The organism is Nocardia sp. NPDC004604, assembly GCF_040609795.1.
GTDB lineage: Bacteria > Actinomycetota > Actinomycetes > Mycobacteriales > Mycobacteriaceae > Nocardia.
Map to the genome: position 1 here is coordinate 13348 of NZ_JBEXLC010000029.1, position 12472 is coordinate 25819.

Here is a 12472-nt window from a genome sequence, read left to right on the forward strand (position 1 = left end):
TCAGTTGGAGATGCCGGGGGCCCGGTGGGTGTAGGTGGCGTCGGTGAGCTGTTCGAGCATGAACGCCGCGATATCGGCACGGGCGATCTTCAGCGACAGGCCCTTTTCCTCGGCGCCGAAGCCGCGACGGAAGGCGTCGGTGCGGGGGCCGTCGGTGAACGCGCTCGGGCGGACGATGGTCCAGTCCAGATTGCTGGCGCGGACGTATTCCTCCTGCGCGACATGGTCGGCATAGGCCTGGCGCAGCAGCATCCCGAACATCACGTACTTCCAGAGGAAGTTCAGGTTGCCTTCGCTGTCGCCGACACCGAGGGTGGTCTGGCAGATCAGGCGTTTGACACCGGTCCGGTTCATCGCCTCGATGACCGCGCGGGTGCCCCCGGCCCGGATGACGCCCTTGCGGCCCGCGCCGAGCGAGATCAGCACCGCGTCCTGACCGACGACCGCCCGCTCGACCGAATTCGTATCCAGCACATTGCCCTCGACAATGTGCAGCCGCTCGTTCCGCTGCCCGACGCTGGCCGCATTGCGGGTGAAGGCGGTGACCTCATGCCCCTGTTCGAGCGCCTGCTCGACGACCAGACGACCGACGGTGCTGGTTGCTCCGAAGACTGCGATCCGCATTGTTCTCTCCTTGTTGAATGTGCGATGCTCCCGGGCCCTACGTGGTTATGCAGGCCCTGACGCTTGCATCGCGGGGGTTTCCGGAAAGCTGTTGAGCTGTTGGTGAATCCAGTACATCAACGGAGAGCGAGACGAACCATGGCCGTGAGTCTCGCAGACATAAGAGTGGGTCTACGCGCATCGGCCCGCGTTCCCATGTACCGAACGCGGGCCGGTGCGCAGCGGTTTCCTGTCAGCTGAGCTGCGCAAAGAACTGGCGGATATCGCCGACCAACAGCTCGGGGGCCGCATGCGCGGCGAAATGGCCCGCGGCATCGTTCGGGCCGCCGACCACCGAGCCCGAAGGCGATATCCGTGCGGCACCTCATGGCGATGCGAGGTACCGCACGGAACCCGGGCGTCAGCGGTACTGCGCGAAGAATTCGGTGATCTCACCGGCCATCAGCGCGGGGGCGACGTGGTGCAGGTAGTGGGTGTACACGTCGTGGGTGCGCCACGACACGATGTGGGTGTGATCGCGGTCGGCGAACCGGCGGATTCCGTGGAAGTCGCCATTGGATCCGGACAGCGCGAGCGGCACCGTGGTCGGCTCGGTCGGCTGCTGCGCCCTGGCCTTCTCGAAGTAGTGCCGGATGGCCGAACCCGCGGTGCCGGTGAGCCAGTGGATCGCGATATTGGTCAGCACGAAGTCATCGTCCAGATCCGGGCCCAGCAGTTGGCTGTTCCAGCCGACCAGGCCGGTCGGCGAATCCATCAGCGCGTGCGCCAGCGTCTGCGGCTGCTGCGACTGCAGGATATTGAAGCCCATCTTGTTCTTGACGAACCAATCCAGCGTCGCCAGTGACTGCTGCTCGTCCTCGGTCAGATCGACCAGTTCCGACGGATCACCCGACGGAAACGAGTACACCTGCGAAACCTGAATGGCGACAACACTGTCCGGCGCGACTCGACCGAGTTCGGGCGAGATCTGCGCGCCGCCGTCATTGCCGACCGCACCGTACTCGGTGTACCCGAGCCGCCGCATGAGTTCGGCCCAAGCCTTGGCGATGCGCTGATCGTTCCAGCCGGATTCGGTTGTCGGACCGGAGAATCCGTAGCCCGGCACCGATGGGATCACCAGATCGAATCCGGCCGCGGTCAACGGCTCGATGACGCCGAGGAATTCGACGAAGGTACCCGGCCAGCCGTGGGTCAGGATCAGCGGAAAGCTGTTGTCCCGCTGGGACTCGATGTGCAGGAAGTGGATGTTCTGCCCGTCGATCTCGGTGCTGAACTGCGGGTACGCATTGAGCTTCGCCTCGACCTCGCGCCAGTCGAATCCGTCGCGCCAGTAGTTCACCAGATGCCGCACGCGCTCGACGCTCACCCCGTAGGTGTCATCCGACCCGGGGATCTGATCCGCCCAACGGGTGCGGGCCAGCCGGTCCTGCAGGTCGTCCAGCTCGGCCTGGTCGATGTTGATGGTGAAGGGGGTGATGGCGGTCATCTCTACTCCTTGTGAAACGGAATGCTTCGTTCTGTTTGAACGTAACAGAACGGATCATTCCGTTTCAAGTGCTAAGCTGAACCCATGCCGAAAACATCCGACGCCCCAGCTCAGAAGGGTCTGCCGGGTCGCAAGGCCCAGGCCGCCCGCAATGACGGACTCATCCTGGAGGCCGCCCGCGCGGTCTTCCTGGCCGATGTCAACGCGCCGATCGCCGCCGTCGCCGAACGCGCGAGCGTCGGGATCAGCGCCCTCTATCGCCGCTATCCGAGCAAGGAGGTGCTGCTGCGCACCCTTTGCCATGAGGGCCTGCGCCGCTACAACGCGGAAGCCGATGCCGCACTGGAGGATTCGGATGGCTGGCGCGGTTTGGTCGGATTCCTGGAACGAGTGGTCGACGCCGACGTGCACTCGCTGGCCGTGCATCTGGCGGGCACCTTCACCCCGGAGGACTCGATGCTTCCGGACATCACGCATTCGGGTGAGGTCACCGAGGAACTGGTGCGGCGAGCGCACGCCTCCGGTCGGCTGCGCGCGGATGTCAATGCCAACGATCTCGGTCTCATCCTGGAATCGTGTGCGGCCATCGCCATGCCGGATCAGATCCGAACCGCGCAGCTGCGCAGGCGGGTGCTGGCCATGCTGATCGCGGGTCTTTCGGGAAAGGGCGAGCTGCCGGGTCCGGCGCCGCAGCCGGGTGAATTCGCCTGGCGCTGGCAGCCGCGCGCGTAGCGCCGATGAATTCGGCCGCGGCGAGCCGTCTGCACTGTTACGAATGGCCCTGTCCGCCGTAGCGAAGGGAATGTGCAATGAACTGGACGCTCGAGGTAGTCATCGTGCCGGTATCCGATATCGACCGGGCCAAGGACTTCTACTCGAACAAACTAGGTTTCGTTCTCGACCACGACACCGCGGTCGGCGACGATATGCGCATCGTCCAGCTGACCCCGCTCGGCTCCGGCTGCTCCATCGTGATCGGCAAGGGCGCGGTCCCGAAGATGGAACCGGGCTCGATACAGGGCCTGCAGCTCGTCGTCCCCGATATCCACAAGGCCCACGCCGAATTGGTCGAACGCGGTGTCGAGGTCAGCGATGTCCAGGTCCTCGGCACGAACCCGACCCCGATGCCCGACCCGCTCGACAATGTCGGCTTCTGCTTCTTCAGCGATCCGGACGGCAACGGCTGGGCGGTTCAGCAGATCTCGACCCGCCCCTGATGCGTTCGGCCCCTTGCCATTTCACGCCCTGTCCGACTCGTGCCGAGACATCAGACTCGCCTGTTGTCGGTGGATGTCGTTGGCGCGGTGGGGGGCAGTGTCAGGGGTTGGATCGCGCGGCCATCGACCCATGCGGTCCAGCCGTTATTGCAGGCGATATGTGCCCAGTCCCCGGCGCGTTCGAGGATCTGGAGTTCGACGCCGGGATCAATGCTGGTGATGGGTCCGAATCTCGGATCCGGCGAAGCCCACGCGGCCATTCCGCCCTCGGGTACCCGGTGGGTGGGGTACCAGGGTGCTGCGGCGGGGGCCGCGAGGGGTTCGACGGCGCGGCCGTCGACCCAGCCGGTCCAGCCGTTGTTGCAGGCGATATGTGCCCAGTCGCCGGCGCGTTCGAGGATCTGGAGTTCGACGCCGGGATCGATGTGGGCGACGGGTGGTTGGGACGGGTCGGGTGTGGCCCAGGCGGACATGCCGTTATCGGGCACCTGGTGGGTCGGATACCACGCCGCTGCGCCACCGCGCTCGACCACCGGTACGGCCTCCGTTGGGGCGGAGGCCGCGTCGAATGCCGCTGTGCCACCGGCGAACGTGACCACGGCAGGATCGAGCACGTCGTGCACCAGACGCAGTGCGACTTCCGCTGTGGTCTCGAACAATTCCACGCGCGGGTTTCGCGCCGCCAGCTCGCTCCAGAACGCGAACCGCGTCGTGAACGTCGATCGGAACACCGTGAAATGGGCGAGTGCGGTCCGTTCCGCTGCGGCACCGGTGAACACGGCAATGCTCCCCGTCGTCAATAGCTGACCGAACGTCCGCGCCACCGCGGTCCCGGCATGGGTGAATCGGTAGCTGCCGAGCGCCTCCAGTCGGACCAGGCCCAGCAGGGCCAGCCTGGCCAGCCCCTCGGTCATCCGACCGGCCGCGGCCGCGAGTGACACCGGTGCGGCCCCCTGGGCGGCGGGCAGGGCCCAACGGGTGTCGCCGCTGGCGAGCCCCTTGGCGAGTTGCTCCTCCAGTTCGAGCGCCCGCAGTTCGGGCGGTCCGGGTGTGACCTTTCGACCCAGGACCCCGGCCAGGCGGGCCTCTTGCGCCGTGTCGGTGGCGGCGAGCAGGGCGGCGAACGCGATGAGATCGAGGTCGATGGGGGGCGATGAGGCTCCGGGGCCGTAGGAGGTGAGATCGAGCAGTTCGTCCACCAGCACGGTGGCCTGGGCGAGCGTGGGCACGACGGCGAAATCGAAGCCGTCATTGCCGGTCCCGGCCTGCATGACGAAGGTGTCGTTTTCGTCCCCGTGCAGCAGCAGCGCCGACTTCCAGTTGGCCTGTCCGGCGCGGTTGGCGGTGATGACGACGGTGCGGGCGGGATCTGCGGCGATTCGCAACGCTCGCATCGTCGGTCCGATGAGTCGGCCGTCATCTTCGAGCAGTCCGGTGTCCTGCAGCGCCGCCGCTGGGTCGGTCGGCGGGGTCTGCATCGGCAGCGTGGAGCGCGGCCCCGGCTGCACCTCAGCGATGGACAGGGCCGCGGCGAGTTGGTCCGGGTTCAGTCGGAAACGCATCGGGTTCAACTCCTTCCCGCGTCCGGGGCCCTGCGCGCTGGCCTCCAGAACCAGATTCGGAAAGGTCCCGGCGCGTATGCCCAGGCCGGCAGCGGCGCGACCGGAAGCAGCCCGAGCAGGGCACATAAACCAGCAAGACCCGGACCGGAAACCATTGCGCGAGTGGTGTCGGTCGCCGGGCCCGGTGTCCGCGGTGCGCGGTTTGCTGCCGGGTGTCCAGTCATCAGAGTTCTTGGGTCGACCGAATCACATTTATGGTTTCACATGCGGCGATTGCTCAGCAACAGGTCGACCGGTGGTCTCTACCTGCGAAGTTTGTGCCGTGCGGCCGCAGTCTCAGCTGCCGCGCAATCCCACTCGACGGCGTGCGCCGAGCATCTCGCAGGCCGCGAACTTCGGCCCGCGCGGACGCTAGCGCGGTCCGAGGAACAGAGTTTGGGTGCTGCGGCCGAGTGGGCCCTTTTCATCGAACAGTGCCGACTCCGCCAGGCCGATGCCGTGTGGTTGCGGATAGGTGACGGCGTCCAGGCAGACCCATTCGCCGACCGGCTGCCGGTGCAGGGTGACCGTGAGATCGGTATTGATGAACAGGTATCGGGACCAGTCCAGCACCGAGCTGACGCCATTGCCCGAATCCGCCGCCGCGAGTGTGCGTTCCAGTGGACTGGGGATGGTTCCGGCGACGATCGGATACCGCAGCCGGATCCAGCAGATCGCCGGGCCGGGTTCGGCGAATGAGCCGGTGACGAAGCGGTAGTCGATGCCGGTGTGGAAGCCGACCGGCTGATCCGAGGGAAACGGGGACGGCGCACCCTGATCGGGGCCGGGGCGCGCACCGGTCGGCAGAATCTGTTCGGGCAGTTCGAGTTCCGGCTCGGCGAGTTTGAAGCGCCAGGCATTTGCCCGCAGCACCGGCCCGCGATCGGTGGACAGGGTCGCCTCGATCAGTTCGACGCTGCGGCCGGGGCGGGCCACCCGCGCCGCCACCGTCAGCGGCTCCAGCGGAATCGGGCCGAGAATCTCCACCGCGACCCGCCCGACCTGGAATCCGGCCCGCGGCTCACAGCGCTCGATCGCATACCCGAGCAGCGCGGAGGGCGGTCCGGCGTGCTGGGCGTCCGGTGACCACGGACCGCGGGTGAGCTCGGTCGAGACGAACCGATTCGGATTCGTCGGATCCGGTGTGTAGAAAGCGTCGGCCACGTCGTTGTCCCATCAAAGCTGCCCGGCGAATTGTTCGTCCGGTTAACGATTCTGCTACGACGCTACTCCCGGGTAACCGGCTGGGCGTCACTACGCCCGGCCGAAGGCGAGGGCGACATTGTGGCCGCCGAAGCCGAAGGAGTTATTGAGGGCGAAGTCGATGCGCTGCTCGCGGGGCGCGCCCGCGACGATATCGAGGTCGATCTCCAGATCGCGATTGTCGAGATTCAGTGTGGGCGGGACGATCTGGTCGCGCAGCGTCAGCATGGTGAGGATGGATTCGAGCGCCCCGACCGCGCCGATCGAATGGCCGAGTGCGGATTTGGGTGCGTAGACCGATGCCTCGGGTGTGACGGCGGTGATGGCATTGGCCTCCGACGCATCGCCGATCGATGTCGAGGTGGCATGCGCATTGACGTGCTGAATATCCGAAACCTGAAGTCCGGCAGTGCTTATCGCCTTGCGCATGGCACGGGCCGCACCGATGCCGTCCGGCTCCGAGGCGACGATGTGGTAGGCGTCGGAGGTAATCCCCGCGCCGAGTACGCGCCCATGGATCCGCGCGCCGCGCGCCCGCGCATGCCGCTCGGATTCCAGCACCAGCAATGCTCCGGCCTCGCCGAAGACGAAGCCGTCCCGATCCCGATCGAACGGCCGCGACGCCCGCTCCGGTTCGTCATTGCGGGTGCTCATCGCACGCATCATCGCGAAACTCGCGATCGGCACCGCATCGATATGACCCTCGACGCCGCCCGCGACCACGACATCGGCCTCGCCGGTGCTGATCAGCCGCCACGCGTGCGCGATCGCCTCCGAACCGGACGAACAGGCCGAGACCGGCGCGAAGACCCCGGCCTTTGCGCCGATCTCGAGGCCGACCGTGGCGGCCGGGCCGTTCGGCATCACCATCGGCACCGACATCGGCGACACCTTGCGATAGCCGCCGTCGCGCATCGAGTCGACGGCATTGATCAGCGCATCGCCACCGCCGAGGCCGGTGCCGATGACCACCGCGAGCCGTTCGCCCTCGACCTCGGGTGTGCCTGCATTGCGCCACACCTGGCGGCCGAGCACCAGGGCCATCTGCTCGACATAGGAGTGGCGTCGCTGTTCGACGCGGGTGAGTTCGGCGCCCGGATGCGAGGTCAACTTGCCGCCGATGCGGACCGGCAGATCATATTCGGCGACGAAATCGTCGGTGAGTCTGCCGATACCACTGCGTCCGGCGAGCAGGCCGGACCAGGTCGCGTCGATGTCATCGGCAATCGATGTGGTCGCGGCGACCGCAGTGACCACGACCGACGGCCGAGTTTCTGAAGCGATTGTTACAGTCACGATGTCATGGATACCTGTACCAATCGCTACAGTCAACTCATGGCCCGCCCCCTCGACCACGCGAAACGCGCCGATCTGCTGGCTGGTGTCGTCGAATACATCGCCGAACACGGCCTCGGCGATCTGTCGCTGCGCCCGCTCGCCGCCGAACTCGGCACCAGCTCCCGCATGCTGATCCACTACTTCAAAACCAAGGAGGAGCTGCTGGTCCAGGCGCTCACTACGCAGCGCCCGGATATCCCCGCCATCTTCGCCGATGTCACCGATGCGGCGGCGCTGCGCGAGCGGCTCGGCGCATTCTGCTCGGTGAATATCGCGGGGGAGGCCACGACGAGTGTGCGCGTGCTGCTGCAAGTACTGGGCGCGGCGTGTGCGCCGGGGAGCCCCTATGGCGAATACGCGAATGCCGCGATCGCGACCTTCATCGGCACACTCACCGATGCGCTGTGCCGGATCGATACCACCATTGACGATCCGGAAGCCGTTGCCACGCTATTGATTTCGGGTCTACGCGGCATTATTCAGGATCGGCTGATCACCGGTGACGTCGAACGCACCGACCGGGCCGCGCGCCTGCTGATCGACCAGATCATCCGCTAGGCAACGCATTTCGAGATGGCCATATACCAGCGAAACCCTGTGTCGAGCGCACATCCGATGTGCGTTCGACACAGGGTTTCGATGAGGAGCGTCAGGCAAGGGCGATGGCGGCGCAGAGTGCGCCGACGGCGATGAACTGAAGGGCGACCCGGCCGTTGATGACGCTGTTCCACTTATCCTGCAGCGCACGCGCATTCGATGGGATGATGCCGGATTTCGCGGCGGCCGTCTGCTGGGTGTTCACCGGCTTCGCGACCCGAACATAGATCCCGAGCCAGGTCACCAGCGCGATGACGGCAATACCCGCCGCGATCGCCGCCGAGACGTGACCGCCGATGGCCGCGAGCAGCGTTGCCGCGACGGCGGTCACCACACCGCCGATGCCGACGATCGGCATCCGGCGATCGCCGTAGTAGTGGCCCCAGCCAGCCGAGGTGGTCACGGTCCGGTCGTCCAGCTTGTCGTACACCGAACGCGTGATCAGCGCGAAGCAGGCGTCGGTGCCGTAGACGACGGCGTTCGCGAGGACCGAGGCGATGGCGATGACCTGAATGGCGGTGGTGATCATGATGGCTTCCGTTCTTGGTTTTAGCGTTGATAGAGAATCTAGCAGCGCTAGATCTGTGCGTCAACCGATTGCTGCCGATGCGTGGATTTCCCTCTGCCGCTACCCCTGATCGCCTCAGTGGCTTTCCGTTAGCTGAGATGCGACGAATGCTGGCTGGATGCCGATGGATCAGCGGAGCGCACGATGTCTGTGGGATTGCTGCCGCAAGTGCGGAGGTGCAGAGCCTTGACTCGGAGCGTGTCGGTGTGGAGTCGGAATATGCGGAGCCGGTCCGCCCTATCTGGTCCGCGGCGGCTGGGGCGGGCCGGCCATCGGTTCGATCGTCGGCGGTTCTGCGGTCGAGCGCTCCGGCTGGGCGCCGTCAACTCGCCTCGCCCGACCTACTGCTCGATGTCGGTCGTTCCGTAACGGCGTATCGCCGCGCGACACGCGTTCGATGTGGCACCGGCTGCTACGCCATGCCTTTCGGCGGGCATTGTCGCGAACTGAATGTGCTTGCGATGTGGTTGGTGCCCAACGGATTTCGGGTCACCGGAAGTCACTGACCTGCGGCGTCCGTGCCCCAGCCGTGTTCGAGCAGGTCGAACAGCTCCCGGAGCGCGCGCGGCGGATCCTCCCGTGTACTGGCGACTTTGGAGCTTTCCAGGGCGAAGTGGGCCAATCCCGCGGCGGCGAGATCGCCATCCGGTTTGCCGGTCGCCTCGGCGATCGCGGCCGCCAGCGCGGACTCGTGCCGCAGCAGCATTTGGTGTGCGTATTCGCGCAGTGCTGGCGTCGAGTCGATGAGGCGATGGAAGGCGACGATGCCGGGATCATCGCTGCGCGCGGTGCGACTGCGCATCAGATAGTCGCGCAGCGCGTGCATGACCGGTTGTCCCGAGGGGCGATCGCGGACGGCCGCGACCAGATCGGCCTCGACATCTGCGTCCAGGTCGAAGACCAACGATTCCTTGCTGGGGAAATGTTTGAACAGCGTGCTCAGTGATACGTCTGCCGCCTCGGCGACCTCCCGGACGCCGACATTGTCATAGCCGCGTTCGGTGAACAGCTGCATCGCGGCGTCGGCCAGGGCCTGGCGCGTCTGGGCCTTCTTGCGCTCACGGCGTCCGGTCGTCGCGGTCATATTGCCGACCCTACTCGATTTGGCTATCTGCACCAAAGTCGGAGCAGTTGTACTTTTGTAGCGGCTATGCTTTTCTGGATCGGTCGGCTCGGGATTGCCGATGACAAGTCCGAAGGAGGTGAGCGGTCATGTCCGCAGAAATGACCGAAATGAGAACCGCGCCAACGCGATCGATCCGATTGGTGCTGGCCGGGGTGCTGCTGGCGATGTTGCTGGCAATGCTGGACAACGCGATCGTCGGCACCGCGATGCCGACGATCGTGCGTGAATTGGGCGGACTGTCCCAGGTTGCCTGGGTGGTGACCGCGTACACCCTGCTATCGGCGATCTCGACGCCGGTATGGGCGAAGCTCGGCGACCTCTACAGCCGAAAGACCGTATTCCTCAGCGCTATCGGCGTATTCCTGATCGGTTCGGTGCTGGCGGGTGCATCGTGGTCGATGTCGGCGCTGATCGGATTCCGCGCACTGCAGGGGCTCGGCGCGGGCGGTATCGCCGTCACCGCGTTCGCCGTCATCGGCGCGCTGGTCCCGCCGCGCGAACGCGGGAAGTACCAGGGCATGACCGCCACCACGATGGCCATCGGCACCATCGGCGGACCGCTGCTCGGCGGTGTTATCACCGACGGACTCGACTGGCGGTGGGCCTTCTACATCAATATCCCGCTGGGCCTGGTGGCCTTCGCCTGGTCGTGGTGGCGGCTCGAGCTTCCGGTCGCGCGCAGGAAGGTGACCATCGACTACACGGGCATCTGCACGCTCGCCGTCGCGATCGCCGCGCTGGTGCTGATCGCGACCTGGGGCGGTGTCGACTATGCCTGGCTCTCGGCCCGGATCATCGGACTCGCCGTGCTCGCGGTGGCCGCTCTTGCCGCATTCCTCGTCATCGAGCGCCGGGCCGCCGATCCGGTGATTCCGCTGGAGATCTTCCGTGCCCGCAATCTGACCCTGGCCGCGCTGACGGCTCTGGTCGGTGGCGTGATCATGTTCGGATCGGTGCTGTATCTGCCGCTGTTCCAGCAGACGGTGCAGGGTGCCTCGGCGGCCAACTCCGGATTGCTGCTGCTGCCGATGATGATCCCCTTGCTCATCGTGTCCCAGATCGTCGGCAAGCGGATGACCGCCACCGGAAAGTACAAGATCTTCTTCATTCTCGGCGGGGTGTTCCTCACCGCGGGTGCCGTACTGCTGGCCACCGTCGATGCCGAAACCGGGCGGCTGGCAACGGGATTCGCGATGGCGCTGATGGGAGCCGGACTCGGCTTCTCGATGCAGCTGTCCACCGCCATCGCGCAGAACAGCGTGGAGATATCGTATATCGGCGCGGCATCCGGCGCGGTCACCCTGTTCCGCACCCTCGGCGGATCAATCGGTGTCGCGGCCTTCGGATCCCTGTTCACCAGGGCACTTCAGGGGCATGCGCCCGCCGACGGTCCCGGATATCTGGCCGCCTTTGCCTCCGGCGTCGGGAATGTCTTCCTGGCCGCCTCGGTGATCTGTGCGCTCGGCTTCGTGATCTCCTGGTTCATCGAGGAAGTTCCGCTGCGCGGCAAGGCTGTTGAACCGGCTGCGCAAGGCGGGCCGGCACCGGTTGCGTCGGAGAAGCAGACCGCGGTCTGATGCGGTGCGACGCCCGCTCGATCACACCGGGATCGGGCGGGTGTTGTGCCTGTGGGGCTGCGGTGTGGGTGTTGTGCCTGTGGGCCTGCGGTGTCGGCGTAGTGCCCATCGGCCGCGGTGGCGCGTGTGCCGCGGTGGCGCGTGTCGCGGCGCGATCCCGGTTGAATCCACTGTGGCCGGGCCCCCACGCGTACCGGTGCCCGGTGTCAATCCGCGACGGCGTCCGGGTGGGTGTGCTCGAACAGTCGACGCAGCATGTCCGACAACATGATTCGTTCCTCCCGGCTGAGCGGTGCGAGGATTTCCTCGCGCACTTGCCCGGCCTCCTTGTCCAGCGCCCGCAGTGCCGTCCGGCCGGACCTGGTGATCCGCACCGACATTCTGCGGCGATCGGCGGGATCGCGGGTGCGTTCGACGTGACCGGCGCTGGCCAATTCATCGACGATCTTCGCCACATCGCTGGGATGGATATCGAGCCGGATCCCCAGATCGCGCTGCACATGCGGGCCGAAATCAGCCAGCGCGGCGAGTACGGCCATATGCCACAACCGAAGTCCGCGCGCCGCGAGCCGCTCGGCGAATCGGCCGCGCGCGACCTTGCCGACACGTGACAGCAGGTAGGTGTCGAGCCCGAGCAGGCTCGGCGGCAGGGCCCGCGCGAATTCCATGCGACAAATTATAGGGCCGGTCCTACGATAGGTGGGCACCTACTAAATAGGAGATATCGTGGACGCCCTGTACCCGAGACTGCTCGTCACCCGCTTCGCCGAATGCTTCGAGTTCTACCGCGCCGTCCTCCCGGAGCTGGTCGGCGCGAAGCTGATCAAGGGCACCGCCGCGGGCCCGTACGCGAACTGGGATGTGGACGACCAGGCAGTCCTGGTGCTCTTCGACCGCGCTGCCATGGCCCAGGTCGCTGGCACCACCGATCTGCCGGTCACCCCGGCGCCCGCGCAGGACGCGGTGATGTTCGTGTGCCGAGTGGCCGATGTCGACGCCGGTGTCGCGCTGTGTCTGCGCAACGGCGCGACGCTGGTCGCCGGGGCGGTGGATCGTCCGGAGTGGGGGCCGAATCTGCGGACCGCGCATCTGCGCGATCCGGAAGGCGCACTTATCGAACTCCAGTCCTACTGAG

The 12472-nt window shown here is 66.2% G+C and carries 13 protein-coding genes; 5 read left to right on the forward strand and 8 right to left on the reverse strand.

Going from position 1 to position 12472, the window contains the following annotated elements; genetic code table 11:
- Window positions 1-624, reverse strand: a complete 624-nt coding sequence (locus ABZW16_RS13395; protein ID WP_354955464.1) for an SDR family oxidoreductase — start codon at window positions 622-624, stop codon at window positions 1-3.
- A gap of 400 nt (window positions 625-1024) precedes the next feature.
- A complete protein-coding gene (locus tag ABZW16_RS13400; protein ID WP_354955466.1) occupies window positions 1025-2110 on the reverse strand; it encodes an epoxide hydrolase family protein in 1086 nt (361 codons plus the stop codon).
- Between the two features lie 84 nt (window positions 2111-2194).
- Here ABZW16_RS13400 and ABZW16_RS13405 point away from each other — a divergent pair, with 84 nt between their 5' ends.
- Together ABZW16_RS13405 and ABZW16_RS13410 are read left to right on the forward strand one after the other, a co-directional pair.
- Window positions 2195-2842: a TetR/AcrR family transcriptional regulator gene (locus tag ABZW16_RS13405; protein WP_354955468.1), complete on the forward strand. Its 648-nt coding sequence runs from the start codon at window positions 2195-2197 to the stop codon at window positions 2840-2842.
- A 77-nt stretch (window positions 2843-2919) separates the two neighbouring features.
- A complete protein-coding gene (locus ABZW16_RS13410; protein WP_354955470.1) occupies window positions 2920-3327 on the forward strand; it encodes a VOC family protein in 408 nt (135 codons plus the stop codon).
- 50 nt (window positions 3328-3377) lie between these two features.
- Here ABZW16_RS13410 and ABZW16_RS13415 read toward each other — a convergent pair whose 3' ends face one another.
- From ABZW16_RS13415 to ABZW16_RS13425, 3 genes are all read right to left on the reverse strand, one after another.
- Window positions 3378-4889 carry an SH3 domain-containing protein gene (locus ABZW16_RS13415; RefSeq protein WP_354955472.1) on the reverse strand — a complete coding sequence of 504 codons (1512 nt, stop codon included), beginning with the start codon at window positions 4887-4889 and terminating at the stop codon, window positions 3378-3380.
- A 411-nt stretch (window positions 4890-5300) separates the two neighbouring features.
- Window positions 5301-6092 carry a thioesterase family protein gene (locus tag ABZW16_RS13420; RefSeq protein ID WP_354955474.1) on the reverse strand — a complete coding sequence of 264 codons (792 nt, stop codon included), beginning with the start codon at window positions 6090-6092 and terminating at the stop codon, window positions 5301-5303.
- 90 nt (window positions 6093-6182) lie between these two features.
- Window positions 6183-7427, reverse strand: a complete 1245-nt coding sequence (locus ABZW16_RS13425) for a KasA/KasB family beta-ketoacyl-ACP synthase (protein WP_354955476.1) — start codon at window positions 7425-7427, stop codon at window positions 6183-6185.
- A 39-nt stretch (window positions 7428-7466) separates the two neighbouring features.
- Between ABZW16_RS13425 and ABZW16_RS13430 the strand changes: the two genes are divergently transcribed.
- Entirely contained in the window at window positions 7467-8027 is a 561-nt protein-coding gene (locus tag ABZW16_RS13430; protein ID WP_354955478.1) for a TetR/AcrR family transcriptional regulator, read from the forward strand.
- 91 nt (window positions 8028-8118) lie between these two features.
- On the opposite strand, the gene ABZW16_RS13435 is transcribed toward ABZW16_RS13430, so the two are convergent.
- The gene (locus tag ABZW16_RS13435; protein WP_354955480.1) at window positions 8119-8595 is read right to left on the reverse strand and encodes a DUF1772 domain-containing protein; all 477 of its coding nucleotides are present in this window, start codon (window positions 8593-8595) and stop codon (window positions 8119-8121) included.
- Between the two features lie 538 nt (window positions 8596-9133).
- Window positions 9134-9718: a helix-turn-helix domain-containing protein gene (locus tag ABZW16_RS13440; RefSeq protein WP_354955482.1), complete on the reverse strand. Its 585-nt coding sequence runs from the start codon at window positions 9716-9718 to the stop codon at window positions 9134-9136.
- Between the two features lie 128 nt (window positions 9719-9846).
- Between ABZW16_RS13440 and ABZW16_RS13445 the strand changes: the two genes are divergently transcribed.
- On the forward strand, window positions 9847-11337 hold the full coding sequence (locus tag ABZW16_RS13445; protein ID WP_354955484.1) for an MDR family MFS transporter: 1491 nt from the start codon (window positions 9847-9849) through the stop codon (window positions 11335-11337).
- A 206-nt stretch (window positions 11338-11543) separates the two neighbouring features.
- Here the strand turns inward: ABZW16_RS13445 and ABZW16_RS13450 are convergent, their stop codons facing one another.
- The gene (locus tag ABZW16_RS13450; protein ID WP_354955486.1) at window positions 11544-12005 is read right to left on the reverse strand and encodes a MarR family transcriptional regulator; all 462 of its coding nucleotides are present in this window, start codon (window positions 12003-12005) and stop codon (window positions 11544-11546) included.
- 58 nt (window positions 12006-12063) lie between these two features.
- Here ABZW16_RS13450 and ABZW16_RS13455 point away from each other — a divergent pair, with 58 nt between their 5' ends.
- Window positions 12064-12471, forward strand: coding sequence for a VOC family protein (locus ABZW16_RS13455; protein WP_354955488.1), 408 nt, complete (start codon window positions 12064-12066; stop codon window positions 12469-12471).
- The last annotated feature ends 1 nt before the right edge of the window (window position 12472 follow it).